The 19,237-nt window shown below is 74.5% G+C and carries 20 protein-coding genes and 1 pseudogene; 14 read left to right on the top strand and 7 right to left on the bottom strand.

Annotated features, from left to right (window positions below; translation table 11 throughout):
• The 3 genes and pseudogenes from L615_RS21460 to L615_RS24630 form a co-directional block, all read left to right on the top strand.
• On the top strand, nucleotides 1-826 hold an 826-nt coding region (locus L615_RS21460; RefSeq protein ID WP_145726416.1), incomplete at its 5' end, for a sensor histidine kinase.
• Nucleotides 823-1,113 (top strand): annotated as a pseudogene (locus tag L615_RS24635) (response regulator transcription factor); the annotation flags it as partial. The gene L615_RS21460 and the pseudogene L615_RS24635, both read left to right, overlap by 4 nt.
• Nucleotides 1,114-1,273: 160 nt before the next feature.
• Nucleotides 1,274-1,534 (top strand): LuxR C-terminal-related transcriptional regulator, encoded by a 261-nt coding sequence (locus L615_RS24630; RefSeq protein ID WP_315897800.1) that lies wholly within the window; start codon nucleotides 1,274-1,276, stop codon nucleotides 1,532-1,534.
• 3 nt (nucleotides 1,535-1,537) lie between these two features.
• Here L615_RS24630 and L615_RS21450 read toward each other — a convergent pair whose 3' ends face one another.
• Nucleotides 1,538-2,230, bottom strand: coding sequence for a phosphotransferase (locus L615_RS21450; RefSeq protein WP_222430652.1), 693 nt, complete (start codon nucleotides 2,228-2,230; stop codon nucleotides 1,538-1,540).
• 202 nt (nucleotides 2,231-2,432) lie between these two features.
• On the opposite strand from L615_RS21450, the gene L615_RS21445 reads away from it, so the two are divergent.
• Both L615_RS21445 and L615_RS21440 read left to right on the top strand, forming a co-directional pair.
• Entirely contained in the window at nucleotides 2,433-4,556 is a 2,124-nt protein-coding gene (locus L615_RS21445; protein ID WP_186449970.1) for an MMPL family transporter, read from the top strand.
• Nucleotides 4,553-5,896 (top strand): Dyp-type peroxidase, encoded by a 1,344-nt coding sequence (locus L615_RS21440; RefSeq protein ID WP_145726413.1) that lies wholly within the window; start codon nucleotides 4,553-4,555, stop codon nucleotides 5,894-5,896. The genes L615_RS21445 and L615_RS21440 overlap by 4 nt, the downstream gene beginning before the upstream one ends.
• On the opposite strand, the gene L615_RS21435 is transcribed toward L615_RS21440, so the two are convergent.
• On the bottom strand, nucleotides 5,869-6,396 hold the full coding sequence (locus L615_RS21435) for a GNAT family N-acetyltransferase (protein WP_145726412.1): 528 nt from the start codon (nucleotides 6,394-6,396) through the stop codon (nucleotides 5,869-5,871). The two genes, L615_RS21440 and L615_RS21435, sit on opposite strands and share 28 nt — an antisense overlap.
• A gap of 81 nt (nucleotides 6,397-6,477) precedes the next feature.
• Nucleotides 6,478-6,873: a hypothetical protein gene (locus tag L615_RS21430; RefSeq protein WP_028653986.1), complete on the bottom strand. Its 396-nt coding sequence runs from the start codon at nucleotides 6,871-6,873 to the stop codon at nucleotides 6,478-6,480.
• Between the two features lie 156 nt (nucleotides 6,874-7,029).
• Between L615_RS21430 and L615_RS21425 the strand changes: the two genes are divergently transcribed.
• Both L615_RS21425 and L615_RS21420 read left to right on the top strand, forming a co-directional pair.
• Nucleotides 7,030-7,692, top strand: coding sequence for an N-acetyltransferase (locus L615_RS21425; protein WP_145726411.1), 663 nt, complete (start codon nucleotides 7,030-7,032; stop codon nucleotides 7,690-7,692).
• Nucleotides 7,689-9,194, top strand: a complete 1,506-nt coding sequence (locus L615_RS21420; RefSeq protein ID WP_222430651.1) for a multicopper oxidase family protein — start codon at nucleotides 7,689-7,691, stop codon at nucleotides 9,192-9,194. Before L615_RS21425 ends, L615_RS21420 begins: the two co-directional genes overlap by 4 nt.
• 353 nt (nucleotides 9,195-9,547) lie before the next feature.
• Here the strand turns inward: L615_RS21420 and L615_RS21415 are convergent, their stop codons facing one another.
• Nucleotides 9,548-10,465: a S41 family peptidase gene (locus L615_RS21415; RefSeq protein ID WP_145724533.1), complete on the bottom strand. Its 918-nt coding sequence runs from the start codon at nucleotides 10,463-10,465 to the stop codon at nucleotides 9,548-9,550.
• Between the two features lie 267 nt (nucleotides 10,466-10,732).
• Here L615_RS21415 and L615_RS21410 point away from each other — a divergent pair, with 267 nt between their 5' ends.
• From L615_RS21410 to L615_RS21390, 5 genes are all read left to right on the top strand, one after another.
• A complete protein-coding gene (locus L615_RS21410) occupies nucleotides 10,733-12,274 on the top strand; it encodes a PxKF domain-containing protein (protein ID WP_145724532.1) in 1,542 nt (513 codons plus the stop codon).
• 192 nt (nucleotides 12,275-12,466) lie between these two features.
• Nucleotides 12,467-13,036: an LPXTG cell wall anchor domain-containing protein gene (locus tag L615_RS21405; RefSeq protein ID WP_186449762.1), complete on the top strand. Its 570-nt coding sequence runs from the start codon at nucleotides 12,467-12,469 to the stop codon at nucleotides 13,034-13,036.
• Between the two features lie 105 nt (nucleotides 13,037-13,141).
• Nucleotides 13,142-13,909 carry a class E sortase gene (locus L615_RS21400; protein WP_186449761.1) on the top strand — a complete coding sequence of 256 codons (768 nt, stop codon included), beginning with the start codon at nucleotides 13,142-13,144 and terminating at the stop codon, nucleotides 13,907-13,909.
• An 83-nt stretch (nucleotides 13,910-13,992) separates the two neighbouring features.
• Nucleotides 13,993-14,559, top strand: a complete 567-nt coding sequence (locus L615_RS21395) for a hypothetical protein (RefSeq protein WP_028653992.1) — start codon at nucleotides 13,993-13,995, stop codon at nucleotides 14,557-14,559.
• 122 nt (nucleotides 14,560-14,681) lie between these two features.
• Nucleotides 14,682-14,825 carry a DUF1059 domain-containing protein gene (locus L615_RS21390; RefSeq protein WP_084254848.1) on the top strand — a complete coding sequence of 48 codons (144 nt, stop codon included), beginning with the start codon at nucleotides 14,682-14,684 and terminating at the stop codon, nucleotides 14,823-14,825.
• Nucleotides 14,826-14,861: 36 nt separating this feature from the next.
• Here the strand turns inward: L615_RS21390 and L615_RS21385 are convergent, their stop codons facing one another.
• Together L615_RS21385 and L615_RS21380 are read right to left on the bottom strand one after the other, a co-directional pair.
• Entirely contained in the window at nucleotides 14,862-15,725 is an 864-nt protein-coding gene (locus L615_RS21385; RefSeq protein ID WP_145724529.1) for a crotonase/enoyl-CoA hydratase family protein, read from the bottom strand.
• 16 nt (nucleotides 15,726-15,741) lie between these two features.
• Nucleotides 15,742-16,914 carry an LCP family protein gene (locus tag L615_RS21380; RefSeq protein ID WP_145724528.1) on the bottom strand — a complete coding sequence of 391 codons (1,173 nt, stop codon included), beginning with the start codon at nucleotides 16,912-16,914 and terminating at the stop codon, nucleotides 15,742-15,744.
• A gap of 23 nt (nucleotides 16,915-16,937) precedes the next feature.
• Here L615_RS21380 and L615_RS21375 point away from each other — a divergent pair, with 23 nt between their 5' ends.
• Nucleotides 16,938-17,441: an acyl-CoA thioesterase gene (locus L615_RS21375; protein WP_145724527.1), complete on the top strand. Its 504-nt coding sequence runs from the start codon at nucleotides 16,938-16,940 to the stop codon at nucleotides 17,439-17,441.
• A gap of 4 nt (nucleotides 17,442-17,445) precedes the next feature.
• Here L615_RS21375 and L615_RS21370 read toward each other — a convergent pair whose 3' ends face one another.
• The gene (locus tag L615_RS21370) at nucleotides 17,446-18,327 is read right to left on the bottom strand and encodes a LysR family transcriptional regulator (protein WP_028653996.1); all 882 of its coding nucleotides are present in this window, start codon (nucleotides 18,325-18,327) and stop codon (nucleotides 17,446-17,448) included.
• Between the two features lie 87 nt (nucleotides 18,328-18,414).
• On the opposite strand from L615_RS21370, the gene L615_RS21365 reads away from it, so the two are divergent.
• Nucleotides 18,415-19,237: threonine/serine dehydratase (locus L615_RS21365; protein ID WP_186449969.1), on the top strand; the 823-nt coding region annotated here is incomplete at its 3' end.

The raw sequence follows: 19,237 nt of genomic DNA, 5'->3' as shown, positions 1-19,237 counted from the left end.
CCCGGCCTACGTGGTGGGCTACGAGCTGCCCAGCCACGCGATCATCCTGGCCGGCGCGATCGCGCTCGGTGACGGTGTGCGCTCGCGGCGCGCGCTGCGGCGCCAGGCCGACGAGATCGCCGGGCTGGTCGCCGAGCGCTACCAGCGCGAGGCGGAGCAGCAGGTGGTGACGGAGCGCCTCGCGGTGGCGCGCGACCTGCACGACTCGGTGGGGCACGCGCTGACGGTGATCAATCTGCACGCCGAGGTGGCCGAGGAGGCCGCGGCGGCCGGTGACGACGAGGCAGCCCGGCAGGCCCTGGCGGTGGTCTCCGAGACGACGGCGACGACCTTCGACCACCTGCGGCGCACGGTCACCAGCCTGCGCCGCGAGGGGCCGCCGGAGCGCTCGCCGCTGCGCATCGCCGACCTCGGGTCGGCGACCCGGCCGGCGGAGCAGGCGGGCATCGACGTGCGCACCGTCGTCGACGTCCGCTCGCCGCTGTCGCCCACGGTGGAGGCCGCCGTCTACCGGATCGTGCAGGAGTCGATCACCAACGTCGTCCGGCACGCCTCGGCCTCGCAGGTGCTCGTCCGGGTCGAGGAGTCCGGCTCGGCCGTCCGGGTCGTGGTGGAGAACGACACCGCCGGCGACCTGCCGCCCGCAAGCCCGGACCGCCCAGAACGCGCAGACCGTGCAGACCGCGCAGACCCCGTCGGGCACGGCATCCGCGGGATGCGGGAGCGGACCCACCTGCTCGGCGGCCGGTTCAGCGCAGGCCCGGTCCCGTCCGGCTTCTGCGTGCGCGCCACGATCCCGCTGACCCCGCTGGAGGTGACGACATGACGACGGTGGTCCTCGTCGACGACCAGGACCTGGTCCGCGCCGGCCTTCGTGCGCTGCTGACCCGGGGTGACACCATCCGCGTGCTCGCCGAGGCGACGGACGGCAGGAGCGGCGTGGCCGCCGCCCGCACCTACCGCCCCGACGTCGTCCTGATGGACCTCCGGATGCCGGTCATGGACGGCATCGAGGCGACCCGGCAGATCCGTGCCGACGACCGGCTCGAGCAGGTCCACGTGGTGGTGCTGACGACCTTCGACGACGACGCCGACATCGTCGAGGCGATCCGGGCCGGGGCCAGCGGCTACCTGCTGAAGAGCACGCCGCGCGAGGAGCTGCGGGACGCGGTGGTCCGCGCCGGGCGCGGGGAGCGGCTCCCCCCCCCCCCCCCGGCCCCGCGGCGGGGGGGGGGCCCGCGGGGGGGGGGGGGCGCGCCCCCTCTCGCCCGCCGTGACCGAGCGGCTGATGGACCTCGTCTCGACCGGTCGCGCCACGGCGTCCCCCGACCCGCGGCTGGACCGGCTCAGCGAGCGGGAGGTGGAGGTGCTGACCCGGGTCGGCCTGGGCGAGACCAACGACGAGATCGCCTCCGCCCTGCACCTGAGCCCGGCGACGGCGCGCACCTACGTCAGCCGGATCCTCGCCAAGCTCAGCGCCCGCGACCGGCCCGAGCTGGTGGTCATCGCCCACCGGTCCGGCCTGGTGCGCTGACGGCTACCCGCCGGCGAGCACGGGCCCGACGACCGCGTCCCAGAGGCGGAGGCTCTTGTCGACGTACGCCGGGCGGGCCTCCAGCAACCCGAAGGTGAGGTCCTCGACCAGCCCGCAGACCGCGTAGAACCCGACACGGGGGAGGAGCGGCGCCGGGTCGCCGCCGTGCTGGCGGTAGACCCGCACCGCGTGGTCGAGCGCGTCCGGACCGAGGTCGCGCAGCAGCCGGGCCAGGTCCACCGAGGGGTCGGTCACCGCCGCGTCCGACCAGTCGATGACGCCGGTGACGCGCCGGGACGCAGGGTCGACCAGCACGTGCTCGACCCCGAGGTCGTTGTGCGTGAAGCAGAGGTCGTCCGTCGGCTCCGGGGCCGGCCGGGCCAGGAAGGCGGCCGCCTCGGCCTGCTGGCGGCTGTCGAGCGCGTCGCGGACCACGACCAGCCCCTCGTCCGGCACCCGGTCCACCACCTCCGGCACCGCGACGGCGACCACCCGGGCGACCGCGGCCAGCAACCCGCACTCCCGCTCGACGTCGCACGGCTCCCGGCGCACCTGCGGCCAGTCGAGGCCGACGGTCACGAGCGCGCCGTCGCCGGTGCGGAAGGTGCGGCTCTCGCCGCCGCGGTCGTGGGGGGCGACCTCCGCACCCAGGACGCCGCGGAGGCGGGCGGCCTGCTGCTCTGCCGTCGGTGCCATGCCCCGACCGTAGGCGCACCACGACGTCGACCGCATCGCCCCCGGGCGACAGCCGGGGCGCCGGCGGGCGACCCGGGTGACGCCTCCGGACGGACGGCCCGCGCCCGGCGCCCTGCCTACGGTCCCGGCGATCACTCACCGTCGGAACGGAGCAGCCATGGAGTCGTGGGCACGCAGGTGCGTCGTACATCGGGGACGGGTGGTGACGGCGTGGGTCCTCCTCGTCGTCGGCCTGGTCGCGGCCTCGGGGGCCCTGGGCGGCGCTGCCAGCGACGACTACGCACTCCCCGGGTCGGAGAGCCAGGCGGCGCTGGACCTGCTGGCGGACGCCGGCCTCGAGGTCAGCGGCGACCAGGCGCAGGTGGTCTTCCACGCCGCGGACCCGCTCACCGGCGGGCCGGTGCGGGACGCCGTGGAGGCGGCCACCGGCCAGCTGCGCGAGGTGCTTCCCGGGGCGACGGTGGTCGGCCCCCTCGATCCCCGGGGCGACCACCAGCTCTCGGCTGACGGGCGGACCGGCTACACCAGCGTGGTCCTGCCGGACCTCACCGCGGACGACCTGCACGACGTCGCCGACGAGCTCGCGGCCGTGCGGGACCGGTTCGCGGGTGCCGACCTCCAGGTCGAGGTCGGAGGGGTCCTCCTCGAGGCCGAGCAGGAAGGTGGACCGCCGAGCGAGGTGGTGGGCATCCTCGCCGCGGTGGTCGTCCTCGTCGTGGCGTTCGGCTCGCTGTTCGCGATGGGGCTGCCGATCGTCGTCGGCGTCGTCGGCGCCGTGAGCGGCGTGGCGGCGGTCGGCCTGGGTGCGAACGTCGTCGAGATGCCGGCCTTCGCGGCCCCCGTCGCCGCGATGATCGCGATCGGCGTGGGCATCGACTACGCCCTGCTGGTGGTGACCCGCTACCGCGAGGCCCTGGCGGCCGGCACCGCGCCGGTGGACGCAGTGGCGCTCGCCCAGGCCACGGCCGGCCGGTCGGTCCTGTTCGCCGGTACGACGGTCGTGATCGCCTCCGGTGGGCTGGTGCTGATGGACCTCGCGGTGATCACCGGCGTCGCCCTCGGCATCGCGGCCTCGGTGCTGGTCACGATGCTCGCCGCGGTGACCCTGCTACCGGCGATGCTCGGCCTCCTCGGCGACCGCATCGACCGCTTCGGCCTGCGCCGGCGGACCACCCCCGGCGGGGAAGGCACCCTGGCCCGGCGGTGGAGCCGGCTCGTGCGACGGCGCCCGCTGCCGTGGGCGCTGGCCGCGACCGCGCTGCTCGTCGTGCTGAGCGTGCCGGCGCTGGACCTGCGGCTGGGGTTCGCCGACGCCGGTACCCGCCCCACGTCCGACAGCGCGCGCCGCGCCTACGACCTGCTCGCCGACGCCTTCGGTCCCGGCACCAGCGGCCCACTGGTGGTCGCTGCCGATACCGACGACCCGGCCGTCCTGTCCGAGCTCGTGACCGCCCTCGGCGACGACCCGGGCGTCGCCCACGTGACCCCCGCGGCGGTGGTCGGCGACGGCACGGCCGTCGTCAGCCAGGTCATCCCCACGACCGGTCCGAGGTCCGCGTCGACGACCGAGCTCGTGCACCGCATCCGCGACGTGCACGTCCCGGGGACCGTCGGCGACGGCACGTCCGTGCACGTCGGCGGGACCACCGCTGCCGCCGTCGACTTCGCCGACTACACCGCCGACCGGCTCCCGGTCTTCGTGGGCGTCGTCCTCGGCCTCGCCTTCCTGCTCCTGCTCGTCGTCTTCCGCGGCCTGCTGGTCGCGGTCAAGGCGGTCGTGGTCAACCTGCTCTCGATCACGGCGTCCCTGGGCGCGGTCGTCGCCGTCTTCCAGTGGGGGTGGGGTGTCGACCTGCTCGACCTCGGCGCCGCTGCGCCGGTCGAGGCCTGGGCGCCGATGATGCTCATCGCGATCGTCTTCGGGCTGTCGATGGACTACGAGGTGTTCCTGCTGTCCCGGGTGCGCGAGGTCCACGACCAGGGCCTCGGCCCCGGTGCCGCGGTCACCGAGGGACTCGCGCGCACCGCCCGGGTCATCACCGCCGCGGCGGCGATCATGGTGTGCGTCTTCGGCAGCTTCGTGCTCGGCTCGAGCCGCGAGCTGCAGCTCTTCGGCTTCGGCCTGGCCGCCGCGGTCCTGCTCGACGCCACCGTCGTGCGGATGGTCCTGGTGCCGGCGGTGATGGGCCTGCTCGGCCACCGGGCCTGGTGGCTCCCCGCTGCGCTGGACCGGCGCCTCCCGCACCTCACCGTCGAACGACCACCAGGCGGCGAGGCGTCGTACCCCTCGCACGACCTGCGCGACCGGAAGGAGCAGCCGGCATGAGCCCCGACCGCCGCCCGCACGACGCGGGCACGCAGCGCACCGAGCCGGACCGGACGCGGGGGACGGTCTCGCGGCGGCGCCTCCTCGGGGCCACGGCCGTCACCGGGGGTGCTGCCGCGGCGGGCTGGTTCGGTGCCCGCGGCCTCGCCGACCCCCGACCCCGCGAGCCCGGCAGCGGCGTGGTGCCGTTCGCCGGAGCCCACCAGGCGGGGATCGACACCCCGCCGCAGCGGTGCGCGATGTTCGTCGCCGCCGACCTCACCGTCCCCGACGCCGGGGGCCTGCGTCGCCTGCTGCAGGACCTGTCGGCCACCATCGCCCGGATCACCCGTGGCGAGGACCCGCCCGACTCGCCGCTCTTCCCGGACGGGGCCGAGGTCCCGACGGACTACGCGACCGGCCTCCCGCCGGAGCGGCTGACGGTGACCGTCGGCCTGGGGCCGGACGTCTTCGCCCTGCCCGGCACGGCCCCCGCGCCGCGCCGCCTGCGACCGCTGCCGGAGTTCGCCGGTGACGCGCTCGACCCCCGCTGGTGCGGCGGCGACCTGCTGCTCCAGCTCTGCGCCGACGACGCGCAGGTCGTCAGCTGGGCCTACCGCTCGCTGCGGGCCAGGTTGCCCGGGCAGGCCCGGGTCCGGTGGACCCAGTCGGGGTTCCTCAGCGCACCGCCTGACGGAGGTACGCCGCGCAACATGTTCGGCCACAAGGACGGCACGGCGAACCCGCGCCCCGGCACCACTGAGTTCGACGCGACCGTCTGGGCCCTCGACGACGAGCCCGACTGGTTCGCGGACGGCACCTACCTGGCCTTCCGCAAGATCCGGATGCGCACCGCCGAGTGGGACCTCTCGCCGCGGAGCGCCCAGGACGAGGTGATCGGCCGGCGCCGCTCCGACGGGGCACCGCTCACCGGCCGGCGCGAGCACGACGAGCCCGACTACGGGGCGCTGGCCGACGACGGCCAGCCGGTCATCCCGGTCGACGCGCACATCCGCCGCGTGCGCGGGGCCCCGATGTACCGGCGCGGCTACAGCTACGACTACGGCCAGCTCATCGCCTCCGCCGGCGGTCGGCCGGACCCGACGGCACCGGCCGACGACGGGCACGACCACGCGCCGGGGACGCCGGAGCACGACCACGGCGGCCACGGCGACCTCGACGCCGGCCTGCTCTTTTGCGCCTACGGCAACGACCCGGACAACCAGTTCGTCGCGGCCCAGCTGCGCAGCGCGGAGTCCGACCGGCTCAACGCGTTCGTCCAGCACACCGGCAGCGGGCTGTACGCCATCCTCCCGGGCTGCCGGGACGGCGGTTACCTCGGCGAGTCGCTGCTCGGCTGAGCCGGTAGCCGGAAGGAGAGGACGGGGAGCTGCCGGCCTGTCGAGGGGCTGGTGGCGTGGCCCTCCGGGACCGCGCCGTGGCGCCGGTAGAACGGTTCGGCGTGCGGGTCCGCCTCCAGGACCAGCCGCTGGAACCCCCGGCCGGCCGCGACGACGAGCGCATGGCGCAGGAGCAGGCCGCCCAGCCCGGTGCCGATGTGCTCGGGTGCGACGAACAGCGCCTCGAGCTCGCCCTCCGGCGGGTCACCGGCGACGAGGTGGAAGCCGACGACCTCCCCGTCCCGCTCGGCGACCCACATCGATCCCGCCGCGCACCGCTCCGGCGTGTAGGTGAGCTCGCTCCGGCACTGCTCGAGGAACTCGGGCGGGTAGCCCCAGTGGGCCTTCGAGCGCAGCGCGAGCGCCGACACCGCCCCCGCGTCGTCGGCGCGGGCCCGGCGGACCGTCGTACCCGGCGTACCGGGGAGGGAAGCGGTGGTGGGGGAGGGCGGCCTGGTCATGGCGCCACGCTAGGCGAGGGACCGGTGGCGCTCGTACGCCCCGGGGCGACAACCGGCACCGGGCCGGGGCGACATCCGCGCTCAGCCGCGTCGCCGGGCCTGGACCTGCTCGGCGAGGAGCCCGGCGAGCGCACCGAGGCCGGCGGAGCGGCCCACCTCGACGACGAGCACGAGCGCCCCCTCGCCGAACCGGTCGACGTGTCCGAGGTCGAGCACGACCGTGCAGGTCCCGAGCAGGGCACCGTGCACGACGCCGGCAAGGGCGAGGGTGGCCACCGGCCGCGGCACGCCCCCGAGCCCGGCCACGGCGACCCACACGACGAGCGTGGCGCCGTACGCCGCCAGCGCCGTCCCGAAGCCGCCGGCGACCGACTCGAAGCCGGCCAGGCGCAGGACGGGCCACAGCAGGCCGAGCGAGCCGAGACCGGCGACGACAGGCCAGGCCAGGCCCCGGCGTGGGCGGTTCGGTGCGCACATGGCCGGCAACCTAGGCCGGCGCCGTCGACCGCGACGACCGTCCGCGGTCGCTGCCGCGTGTCGCCCGACGGCGACCCGGCTGTCGCGCGGGCGAGGTGTCCGGGACACCACTCACGAGGCCACCGTCGGTGGCCTGACGACGAAGGAGGACACCAGGTGGAGCCAGGGACGGAGCGGGCGACGGAGCGGCCTCGGCAGCGGGTGCAGGTCCGCCCCCTCGAGGTCGACGAGCTGGACGACGCGGCCGCGCTGCTGGGGCGCGGCATGGCCGACAACCCGATGCACGTGGCCGTCTACGGCGGTGACGACGCGAGCCGGGAGCGAGCACACGGCCGGTTGATGGGGGTGCTGCTGTCCATGTCGCCTGCGACGACGGTCGACGCCGCCGTACGCGACGGACAGCTGGTCGGGGTCGCCGCCGCCGCGCCGCCGGGCCACTGCCGCCCCGGACCGGCGGCCCGGCTGGCGCTGGTGGGGTGTGCCGCCGCACTCGGACCGCGGGTGGCCGTGCGGCTCGTGGCCTGGAGCCGGGGCTGGGCGGCGCACGACCCCGCCGAGCCCCACGTCCACCTCGGCCCGGTGTCGGTCGACCGCGGGCGCCGTGGCGAGGGCATCGGGCACGCCCTCCTGACCCACCACGTCGGGCACCTCGACGCGGCCGGCCTGGTCGGCCACCTCGAGACGGACCGCCCCGAGGCGGTGGGTTTCTACCGCAGGTTCGGGTTCGACGTGGTCCGGGAGCACGAGGTGCTCGGCGTGCGCACGTGGTTCATGCGCCGCGAGCCGGCCCGACCGGTCCCGGCCGGGAGCCGGCGGTGAGCCTCGCAGGGCCGGTGCTCGGTCGCCGGCGCTTCCTCGGCGTGCTCGGCCTGGGGGCAGCGGTCTCGGCGCTGCCCGCGTGCGGTGCGGACTTCTCCGAGCCGCGCCGCGCCTGGCGTCCCCTCCGCCCGCTGCGGGTGCCGGAGGAGGTGCGGGTCGGCGCCGGTCCGGTCCGGCTCACCGTCCAGCGGGGCACCACCGCGATCCTGCCCGGCACGCGCACGCCCACGTGCGGCGTCAACGGCAGCTTCCTCGGTCCGACCCTGCGGGTGCGGACCGGCCAGCAGGTGCGCCTCGACGTGGTGAACACCCTGGACGAGGTCACCACGCTGCACTGGCACGGCATGCACCTGCCGGCCCGGATGGACGGGGGACCGCACCAGCCGATCGCGCCCGGCGCCACGTGGTCGCCCCGCTGGACGGTGCAGAACCCGGCGTCCACGCAGTGGTACCACCCGCACACCCACGGCCAGACCGCCCGCCAGGTCTTCAGCGGCGTCGCCGGCCTCATCGTCGTCGACGACGACCACGCCGCCGCCCTCAGCCTGCCGGCCGAGTACGGCGTCGACGACCTCCCCTGCATCCTGCAGGACCGCACCATCGAGGACGACGGGTCGATGCCCTTCGAGACCGACGCGAGCTACGGCCAGATGGGCACCGACATGCTCGTCAACGGCACGATGGGCGCCTACGTCGAGGTGAGCCGCACCGTCGTCCGGTTCCGGGTGCTCAACGCCTCCAACGCCCGGCTCTACAACCTCGGCTTCGCCGACGACCGCGAGTTCACGGTGGTCGCCGGTGACCAGGGCCTCCTGCCGCAGGCGGTCCGGCTCTCGCGGCTCCGGCTCGGCCCGGCCGAGCGGGCGGAGCTCGTCGTCGAGCTCGAGCCCGGCGAGGTCGTCCGGATGACGACGAAGGCCGGCAGCGCCACGATCGACCAGGGCGACTTCGACCTCCTCGAGGTCCGGGTGGCAGCCGACGCCCGGCCGGGAGCCGCGGTGCCGACCGCGCTCGGGGGAGCGGCCCCCGTGGTGCCGCCGGCCGGCGCCACCGTCCGCCGCYTCGCGCYCMACGGCCACTCGGCCATCAACGGCAAGGAGATGGACATGACGCGCATCGACGAGGTCGTGCCCGCCGGTGCGGTCGAGGTCTGGGAGGTCGAGAACACCTACGAGGTGCACAACTTCCACGTGCACGGCTGCGCCTTCACGGTCATCGACCGCGACGTCGTACCACCTCAACCGTGGGAGACCGGGCGCAAGGACACCGTGCACCTGCCCGAGGGGTCGACCGCCCGGCTCGCCGTCCAGTTCGGCCCCGACACCGACCCGGACAGCCCGTTCATGTACCACTGCCACATCCTCCGGCACGAGGACCTGGGGATGATGGGCCAGTTCGTCGTCGCCCCCGGCACCGAGGACTCGGTGTGCCGCACCATCGACGCCCCCGACCTCGCCGCCCACGACCACGACCACGGCGACCACGACCACGACCACGGCTGACCCACCGGCCCGTCGAGACGTCACCTCTGGCCTGTTGAGTGGTCACCTGTGGCGCGTTGAGACGTCACATCTGGCGCGTTGACTGGTCACCTCTGGCCCGTTGACTGGTGACTTCCGGCGCGTCGGGTGGTCAGGCTGTCGTCCGACCGCGGCGGTGACGTCGCGCGTGTCGGTGGCGAGAAACCGACATGCCCGAAGCCACGTCTCGACGTGCCGGAAGTGACGTTTCGACGTGCCGGAAGTGACGTTTCGACGTGCCGGAAGTGACGTTTCGACGTGCCGGAAGTGACGTCTCGACGTCCCGGAAGTGACGTCTCGACGTCCCGGAAGTGACGTCTCGACGAGGGGGTGGGTCAGGTCGCCTCGGTGCTGGCGAGTGCGCGCAGCGCGACGTCGAGGGCGTCGGCGTCGTCGCAGGCGACGTCCGGCACGATCCCGACCTGGTCCCAGTTGGTGCCCGTGCGCGGGTCGATCGGTGCTCCGGTCGGCACGTAGACGTGGAAGCCGGAGCGGTCGGCGAAGAGCTCGACCGGGTTGGCCGCGCCCACCGTCGTACCACCGACCACGGTGGCTCGGGAGAGGGTGCGCAACGTGTAGGCGAGGCTCTCGGCCGCCGAGGCCGTGCCCCGGTTGACGAGTACGACGACCGGCACGTCGTCGAGGCGTGGCGCGTCGGGGTCGGGGCGGGTCCAGGCGACCAGGTCGGGGTGGCCGGTGCTGCGGAAGGTCACCACGTGCACCGGCGTGGGGCCGGTGAACGGGGCGAGCAGGTACTCGACCATCGACGGCCAGCCGCCGTCGTTGTCGCGCACGTCGACCAAGACGCCGCGGGCGCCGGCGAGCCCGGCCAGCGAGCGACGGGCCAGCGCCGCCGAGGCCGGGTCGTCGAGGTCGTCGAAGCGAGTCACCCGGAGCACGCCGACCTCGCCGTGGCGCTCGACGGCCATCGCCGGTCCGACGTCGGGCCGGGAGGCGACCAGCTCGAGGCGCTCCGGCTCGCCCCACGTCACGGTGAAGTGGCGGTCGCGCTCGCGCAGGTGCCGGGTGAGGCGGCGGGCGAACCGGTCCGCCGCGACGACCCGGTCCGTGGCCGGGAACGCCCGGAGGTGGGTCGCGTGCGCCCGTCCGGCGTCGGGGAAGACGTAGTGCCCCTCGACGAGCGCCGCGAGGCCGTCCAGCACCCGTCGCTGCTCCGTCCCGTTCAGGAACGTCGGGTCGTCGGGCTCGCCGCGCCCGTCGTGGTCGGGGCGGTCGTGCGGTGTGGCTGCCACGGTGCGTCCTTCCGTCGGGGTGGGGCCTCCACGCTAGGCGCGGAACGAGCTGTGGGGGACCCGTGCGGGATCGGCCGGGAGGTCGCCGCGGGGCGACGCCGGTGTCGCCACCGGACGACCCGGTGCGGCCTCCCTCGGATCCGATGTGATCGATCGAAGTGCCGGATGCGGGGGACGTCCGGGTGCGACGTTTTTCCAGCCGCGGGCAGGGGCCCGCGGCGGACCGGCCGCCTCCTCTCCCGGCGGCCCGCACCGGAGGGACACCCCGTGATCATCAACAAGCGCATGCTCGCGCTCGGCGCCGTGGGGGCGCTGGGCCTGTCGGCCGGACTCGCCGGGATGGCGTCCGCCGACGACATCTCTGCATGGCACCCCGCCTTCGTCAGCAACGGCGGGATCAAGACGCTGACGGCAGTCGCCGGGTCACCGGTGACTGTCGGGCTCGAGATCCAGCCCACCGGCGACGATCCCGACGACAACCGGGACAACGGCTGCAACCTGTCGGGCAGCGGCAGCCAGCTCGTGCTCGGCGTCGCGCGGACCCTCGAGTCCGCCCCGGCCGTCACCATCGCCGACCTGCCCGCGAACGTGACCTTCGGCCAGGGCTGCGGTGGCAGCAGCCTGACCTTCACCCCGTCCACGCCGGGCGAGGTCACCCTGACGTTCCCTGTCACCGGCCTGACCGCCCAGCCGGGCGTGGAGGAGGACGACTTCAGCACCTCGGGCGCGACCTTCAAGCTCGTCGTGGTGCCCGCCGACGTCGAGGTGGCGGACGCCGACGGGGACGGCGTCCCCGACGCGGAGGACAACTGCCCGGACGTCTCCAACGCTGATCAGGCGAACGCCGACGGGGACGCGCTGGGCGACCTGTGCGACCCGAACTCCTACGCTCCCGCGGCCGGCGACCTCGACGCCGACGGCGCGAAGGGCCTCGAGGGTGACACCCTGACGGCCAGCGGCTCCTTCACCGACGCCGACGGCAACGACACCCTCACCCTGAGCGTGGCGGCCGGCACCCCGGGCTCGTTCACCGACAACGGCGACGGCACCTTCGCCTGGTCGCTCCCGACCGACGACGACGTCGCCGAGGGCACGGTCACCGTGACCGCCACCGACGGCGAGCACGCCACGGCGGAGCTCTCCTTCGGGTACGGCGCGACCAACGTCGCGCCGTCCGTGACGGCCTCGTCCACCGCGACGGCGGCGTGCACCACCGAGCTGACCACGGCGTTCACCGACCCGGGCACCGCGGACACGCACGCCGCCACGATCAGCTGGGGCGACGGCTCGACCGAGGTGGTCGACCCGGCCGTCTCCGGCTTCAGCGCCTCGCACACCTTCGCCGGCAACGGGACCTTCACCGCGACCGTCACCGTCACCGACGACGACGGCGGCACCGGCAGCGACAGCGCGGACTTCGCCACCAAGGTGACCCCGAGCGGCATCCTCCAGCCGATCAACGCGAACGGCTCGCAGAGCACCTTCAAGATCGGCTCGACCATCCCGGTCAAGATCCGGGTCACCGGCTGCGACGGCGCGGACGTGACCTCCGTGACCCCGACGGTCTCGCTGGCGAAGATCGGGGCCGACACCTCCGGCGGCGTGATGGAGGAGTCGATGTCCGCGCCGGCGACCAACGGGCTAGCGATGCGCTGGTCCGCGACCGACGCGCAGTACATCTACAACCTGTCCACCAAGGCGGCGCAGACCAACCAGGGTGCCGCCCTGTCGGCCGGGGAGTACCGGGTCCGCGTGAGCGACCCGAGCTTCTGGGCGCCCGCCAGCGCGGACTTCATGCTCAAGAAGTGACCGCCTGAGGCGATCACGCGCAGCACGAGGGGCCCGGCACGTGCGCCGGGCCCCTCGTCGCGTCCGGCTGACCGGATCAGAGAACAAAACTCGTGGTCGTGACGTAACTCTCGTCGCGGCGCGCGGTTGATCGGTCGAAGCCGCCCCCGCTCGGGTCGGGGTCACCGTTCATCACGTCCGGAGATGGGGCCCATGCGCCGACTGCTCACCGCCCTCGCGACGGTCGTCGTGCTGCTCGTGCCGGCTGGCACGGCCGCGGCCGGGACCGACGACTACCCGCCCACCTTCCCGTCGAGCTGCAACATCAACGCACCTCAGGTGGCGGTCGGCCAGCGGGTGCACCTCGTCATCGAGGTGGCAAGCAATTCGAACGTGCCCGAGGTCGGCACCGTCGCCCTCACCGTCTCCACGGTGGACGCCCGCGCCGCGCGGGCCGCCCGCGTCGCGCCGCGCGCGGTCGTCTGGACGCGGTCCGTGCGCTACGAGGGCACCCCCCTCGAGGTCGTCGGGCCGGAGCTGCCCCGCGGCCGCTACCGGGTGACGATGGCCTTCACCCCGGACAATGCCGAGCTCGTCGGGTGCCGCAACGCCGCCGTCCTCCGGGTCGGCGGGGGCGGCGGTGACGACACCGGCGGCGTGACCGAGCCCGGCGCGCTGCCCAACACCGGCGGCCCGCACCTGTGGCTGCTCCTCGCCGGGCTCGGCCTGGTCGTGGCCGGCGGCGGCCTCGCGGGCGGCAGCCGCCGTACCCGCCTCGCCTGAGCACCCGGCCCGGCGTCCCGCGTTTCGGGCCGATCCCGTGACGCCGGCGGCAGCATGCCGTTGGATGGTGTGGGAGCTGGATCCGGGACTTCAGGAGGGACACGCATGCCGCAGGTCGACGCACCGGAGGAGTCCGGGGACGCGGGCCGCGTCCGCCGACGCCGCCGCCGTCCGGTGGACCCCGACGCCGACGGCACGCAGCCGGCCTCGCCCCGGCGCCGCATCTCCTTCTGGCTCGGCTGCGGCCTGATCGCCGCCGGCCTCGCCGTGCTCGCGTGGGTGGCCTGGCAGTTCTGGGGCACCAACTGGCAGTCCGGTCGCAAGCACGAGGAGGTGCGCAGCTCGCTGCTCGACGGCTGGACCGACGGCCAGGACGTCGTGCGCACGGACTTCGGCAACGCCAGCGCGATCCTGCGCATCCCGCGGTTCGGCAAGGACTACTCCGTGCCGGTGCTGGAGGGCTCGACCGACGAGGTCCTCGCCGCCGGCGTCGGCCACATGGAGGACACCGCCGAGCCGGGTGCCGCCGGCAATTACGCCCTCGCCGCGCACCGGGTGACGCACGGCGAGCCGTTCGCCGACTTCCCCGAGCTCGAGCCCGGCGACGAGGTCATCGTCGAGACCCGGGCCGCGACCTACACCTACGTCCTGGACAGCGGGGGAGAGGACCTCATCATCCCCTTCACCCAGACCTGGGTGCTCGACGAGTCGCCGGCGAACCCCTCCGGAGGGACCGAACCACCGGCCCGGGTCGACGGCAAGCCGAACGACCACATCATCACGTTGCTGACGTGCTCGGAGATCTTCCACACCGACAACCGCTCCGTGGTTTTCGGCCATCTGGTGGAGACCTCTCCCACGAATCGCGGCTGACCCACTAGGATCAAGCGCAACGCACTTCCCGTCATGGGGTAACGAGCCGGGTCGTTGCATGGGGAAGGCTCTAGGAGGAAGTAGTGCTGAGAAAGCTCGTCGCGCTCACCGCGCTGTCCGTCGCAGTCGCCGTGGCGCCTGTGACGACCGCGTCCGCGGAGCCGTACACACCGAAGATCCCGACGGAGACGCAGATCGTCGTCGTCGACGCGCAGGTGGGCAAGCCGGTCGAGCTGGAGGTCAGCGCGAGCGCCAACTACCCGACGCCGCCCGAGGGTGACATCAAGGTCCAGGTCCTCGCCGCGTCCAGCACCGCCCGCGGTGCGCGCGCCGTCGCCGCTGCGCCGTTGTTCACCACCACGGTGCACTTCGTCGACGAGGCCGTCGCCGTCACCGGTCCTGCGCTCCCGCAGGGCCGTTACATCGCGACCGCCGCGTTCACGCCCGACGACGCGGGCCTGTTCCTCCCCTCCGACGCGAGCACCGCGTTCCGCCTCGGAGCGGGTGCTCCCGACGACGGCGACGACGGCGGCCTGCCCGGCACGGGTGGCCCGAACCTGATGTGGCTGCTGCTGGGCACCGCGCTCGTCGGCGCCGGTGCCGCCGGGGTCGGCTACGGCCGACGTCGCCAGCAGGGCGCCACCGCCTGACGCTGCACCACGTACGACGCTCCGGCCGCCCTCGGGCGGCCGGAGTCGTTTCCGCCTGCTCCCGACGCTGCTCCCGCCTACAGTGGAGTGGTCGTCACCCGACCGACCCTCCGGAGGTTCCGATGCCCTCTCTGCGTTGCCCCTGCGACACCACCCTGCGCGGCGAGACCGACGACGAGCTCGTCGAGAAGGTCCAGGCGCACCTGGCCGCCGAGCACCCCGGCCGCGAGTACTCCCGCGAGGAGATCCTCTTCATGGCGATGTGAGCCGTCGGCCCACCGCCCCCCGCCCCGGCAGGCCGGTCAGGTCAGCCGGGGCAGCTCGGACGCCCTCGAGGTGAATTGCGGCGTCCGCTTCTCCCGGAAGGCCGCCACGCCCTCCTTGCCGTCGCCGATCGAGGTCCAGTACATCGCCAGCGAGTCGGTGAGGTGGGCCTCCAGCGGCTCCGCCGCCGCGCTGTTGCGGTAGAGCATCTGCTTGGCCAGGCCCAGCGCGACCGGCGACCGGTCCTTCACGAACGACCGGGCCAGCTCCTGCGCCGCCGGCAGCAGGTCCTCGGGCGCGTGCACGCTGCGCACCAGCCGGCCCGCCAGCGCCTGCTCCGCGGAGAGGATCTCGGCGGAGTAGACCCACTCCAGGGCCTGCTGGATCCCGACGATGCGCGGCAGGAACCAGCTCGAGCAGGCCTCGGGCACGATGCCCAGCCGCCCGAACACGAAGCCGATGCGGGCCTTCTCCGACGCCATCCGGATGTCCATCGCCAGCGTCATCGTCGCGCCGATGCCGACAGCCGGACCGTTGATCGCGGCGATGACCGGCTTCGGCAGGGCGTGGATGGCGAGCGTGACCTTGCCGCCGGTGTCGCGCACACCCGTGTCGAACGGCTCCTCGTCGTACGACGCACGGAACTGCTCCGGCGTGGGTCGCAGCGACTCGTCGAGCCCGAACACGTTGCCGTCCGCGCTGAGGTCCATCCCCGCGCAGAACGCCCGCCCCGCACCGGTGACCACGACCGCGCGGACCGCGTCGTCGCGGGCGTCGGTGAGGAAGACCTGCTCGAGCTCGCGCGCCATCGTCAGGTCGAAGGCGTTGAGCGCGTCCGGGCGGTGGAGGGCCAGGGTGGCCACGCCGTCGGCGTCGACCTCCCAGGTCAGGGTCTCGTACACGTCGGTTCCTCGGTGGCTACTGCGGCGGGAGGCCGGTGGGGGTGCACAGCTTGCGGGTGATGTCGTCGGTGCGGTCCTCGGCGATGATGTCGAAGAGCTGCTGGGCGCGCTCGTCGTCCCACGTCGCGTCGCCGCCCGCGAGCGGGACGGTGCAGGACTTGCCCTTGTCGGTCATCGCCAGCGCCCACTGCCCGGCGTCCCAGGGGCCCATGCCCTCGCCGAAGCGGAAGAAGTCGGGCACGGCGCTGTTGAGCTGCCAGTAGCGGACCGGGTTGATGACCGACCACGGCGAGAGCACCTTGTCGCCGACCGCCGCGACCACCTCGCGCTGCTGCTGCACGCGAGCCAGGTCGGAGATCGGGCTGTACTTGCGGGCCCGGGAGTAGGCGAGGGCGGTCGCGCCGTCGACCTCCTGGCAGCCCTTCTTGACGAAGAGGCCGGCGGGCCGGTCGCGGATCCGCTGCTTGGGGCAGATCTCGATGCCACCGACGGCGTCGACGACGCCGACCAGGCCACCGAGCCCGATCTCGACGTACCCATCGATGCGCAGGCCCGTGGCCTGCTCGAGCGTCTGCACGAGCAGCGGCGTGCCGCCCTTGGCGTACGCCGAGTTCACCTTCGACCGGCCGTGGCCGGGGATCTCGAGCGGCGAGTCGCGGGGGATCGACACCAGCGTGGTGGGGCCGTCGCCGGTGTGCAGCAGCATGATCGTGTCGGTGAGCTCGCTCTCGAAGTCACCGGTGTTGAGCCTGCGGCGCTCCTCCTTCGACAGGCCCTTGCGCGAGTCGTTGCCGACGAGCAGGTACGTCGTGCCGGGCTGGTCGCCGGGCCGCTCGCCCTTCGGCTCGAAGTCGACCTTGTCGACCTTGGTCCACGTGAAGACCGGGACCGCGACGAGGAAGACCAGCCACACCACGAGCAGCAGGAGGACGAGGCGCACCCACGTGCCGGGACGCTTCCAGCGGCTGCGCCGCGGCGCCCACGGCGGCGGGGGCGGCGGGCCGTCGGGCTCGGGGGTGGCGCCGTACTGCTGGGCCGGTGGGAGGCGGTCCGGCTTCCGCGGAGGCGACACGCCGCCGCGCGGCTGGACGGGCAGGCGGCGGGTCGGCTCGGGGTCGTCCCCGCCCCGGTCGGGACCCGAGCCGTACATCCAGTCGAAGTCGCCGTCGTCGTCGCCGCGTCCTGCCATGCCCGTGACGCTACCGTTTGGGGGTGGACGAGATCGTGGCGGCACGCACACCGTCGTACTCCCGGATCGAGCTGGCGAGCGTGACGTCGCGGGCCCAGGCCAACCTGCTCGGCAACATCCACGGCGGCGAGATCATCAAGCTCGCCGACTCCACTGCGGGCGTCGTCGCGCAGCGGCACAGCGGGGGACCGGCGGTCACCGCCGCCCTCGACGAGATGGCCTTCCTCGAGCCGGTCCGGGTCGGCGACATCGTGCGCACCTTCGGCCAGATCAACTGGGTCGGGACCTCCTCGATGGAGATCGGGGTCCGCATCGAGACCCAGCCCTGGGACGCGACCACCGAGCTGCGCCACATCGGGTCGGCCTACTTCGTGTTCGTGGCGATCGACAGTGCGGGTGGGGCCCGCCGGGTGCCGGCGCTCGAGCCGGAGACCGAGGACGACCACCGCCGGATGCGCGAGGCCGAGATCCGTCGCGCGCACCGGCTGGCGCAGCGGCAGGAGATCGAGGCCGCTCGCCGGTCCTGACGCTTCAGGCGCCGGCCGCGACCTCGGTGAGCGCCGCCGCGACGGCGTCGACCGCGGCAGGGCGCGGGGGAGCGCCGTACGTCGACAGCTGGACGTGCCGCCGCGCCGCGAGCTCGCGGGTGGCGACGCCGCGGTGCTGGTGCGCCCGCAGCGCGAGCCCGGGCAGCACGGTGACGCCCAGCCCGGCGGCGACCAGCGACTGCACCGCCACGTAGTCGTCGCTGGCGAACGCGATCGCGGGCGTGAACCCGGCGTCGGCGCACAAGGCCAGCAGCTCGCGCCGGCAGCGCTCGCAGCCGGTCACCCAGGGCTGGTCCGCCCACCGGGCGAGGTCGACCGCGCCCGGCCCGGGGCCCGCGGCGGCCGGCGTCACCAGGTGGAGCGGGTCGTCGAGCACCGGCACCGAGGTGACCTGCTCCGGCTCGGGCTGGTCGGGGTAGGCGAAGGTGAGGGCGAGGTCGACCGACCCGGCGCGCAGCAGCTCGTAGGCCTCGGGCGGCTCGGCCTCCGTCAGCTCCAGCTCGATCCCGGGGTGGCGGTCGGCGAGCAGCGCCAGCGCATCCGGCACCAGCGTCGCCGAGCCGGACGGGAAGGCCGCGAGGCGGACCCGGCCGGCCTGCAGGCTGGTGGCCGCGGCCAGCTCCGCCTCGGCGCGCGCGAGCAGGCCGAGCACCTCCTCGCCGCGCCGGGCGAGCAGCACGCCCTCGGGCGTGAGCCGCACGCCGCGGCCGACCCGTTGCAGCAGCACGGCGCCGGTCTCCGCCTCCAGCCGGCGCAGGTGGTGCGAGATGGTCGGCTGGCCGTAGTGGAGCTCGGCAGCAGCCGCGGAGACGGACCCGGTGCGGTGGACGGCCACCAGGGCCTCGAGCCGGCGGAGGTCGATCATGGCGTCGAGCATAGATCGACGGCATCGATGATTTCGAGCGATGAAGACTATTGGACCGATAGGTGCTCCGACCGGGAGCATGGGCGCATGGCCGCCGACCTCCCCGACCTCCCCGACCTGTCCTACGACGACGTCCTGCGCGCCGCCGAGGTGGTCGCCCGCGAGCTCCCGGCCACCCCGCTGCAGTCGCACCCGCTCCTCGACGCCGCCGTCGGCGCCGAGGTCCTGGTCAAGCACGAGCACGTGCTGCCGACGGGCTCCTTCAAGGTCCGAGGCGGCGTGCACCTCGCCTCGACCCTCACCGACGCCGAGCAGCAGCACGGCCTGGTCACCTGCTCGACCGGCAACCACGCGCAGTCGGTGGCGTACGGCGCCCGGCTGGCCGGCGTACGCGCCACGATCGTGATGCCGTCCACCGCCCCGGCGGTCAAGCAGGACGCGGTCGCGGCGCTCGGCGCCGAGGTCGTGGTCCGGGGCGAGACCCTGGGCGAGGCCGGTGCGGCGGCCCGCGAGCTCGCGGCGCGGTCCGGGGCCACCTTCGTGTGCCCCACGGACCCGCGCATCGTGCTGGGCCACGCGACGGCGTACCTCGAGCTCTTCCGGCAGGCCGCCGACCTCCCGGTGCCGCTGGCCGCGGTGCTGGTGCCGATCGGCAGCGGCACCGGCGCGGCCGGCGCCTGCCTGGTCCGCGACGCGCTCGCGCCCGGGACCCGCGTCGTGGGCGTGCAGTCGGCCGCGGCGCCGGCGGGCTGGCGCTCCTGGCGCAGCGGCACCATCGAGACCGCGCCGGCGACGACCCGCGCCTCGGGACTGGCGACCACCACGGGGTACCCGCTGCCGCAGGGGATCCTGCGCGGATCGCTGGACGACTTCGTCCTCGTCGACGACGATGTCATCGACGAGGCGGCCC

Origin of the sequence: Nocardioides sp. J9, assembly GCF_007829375.1 — a bacterium.
Taxonomy (GTDB): domain Bacteria; phylum Actinomycetota; class Actinomycetes; order Propionibacteriales; family Nocardioidaceae; genus Nocardioides.
Note: the sequence above shows the minus strand (reverse complement) of the source record. Positions and strands in the feature narration are given on the sequence as shown.

What these genes read in the sequence shown, in the direction of transcription:
- L615_RS21450 (WP_222430652.1), bottom strand. Translation starts at nt 2,230, where the DNA reads ATGGCACCGACGGCAGAGCAGCAGGCCGCCCGCCTCCGCGGCGTCCTG.
- L615_RS21440 (WP_145726413.1), top strand. Translation starts at nt 4,553, where the DNA reads ATGAGCCCCGACCGCCGCCCGCACGACGCGGGCACGCAGCGCACCGAG.
- L615_RS21435 (WP_145726412.1), bottom strand. Translation starts at nt 6,396, where the DNA reads ATGACCAGGCCGCCCTCCCCCACCACCGCTTCCCTCCCCGGTACGCCG.
- L615_RS21430 (WP_028653986.1), bottom strand. Translation starts at nt 6,873, where the DNA reads ATGTGCGCACCGAACCGCCCACGCCGGGGCCTGGCCTGGCCTGTCGTC.
- L615_RS21405 (WP_186449762.1), top strand. Translation starts at nt 12,467, where the DNA reads ATGCGCCGACTGCTCACCGCCCTCGCGACGGTCGTCGTGCTGCTCGTG.
- L615_RS21400 (WP_186449761.1), top strand. Translation starts at nt 13,142, where the DNA reads ATGCCGCAGGTCGACGCACCGGAGGAGTCCGGGGACGCGGGCCGCGTC.
- L615_RS21390 (WP_084254848.1), top strand. Translation starts at nt 14,682, where the DNA reads ATGCCCTCTCTGCGTTGCCCCTGCGACACCACCCTGCGCGGCGAGACC.
- L615_RS21380 (WP_145724528.1), bottom strand. Translation starts at nt 16,914, where the DNA reads ATGGCAGGACGCGGCGACGACGACGGCGACTTCGACTGGATGTACGGC.
- L615_RS21370 (WP_028653996.1), bottom strand. Translation starts at nt 18,327, where the DNA reads ATGATCGACCTCCGCCGGCTCGAGGCCCTGGTGGCCGTCCACCGCACC.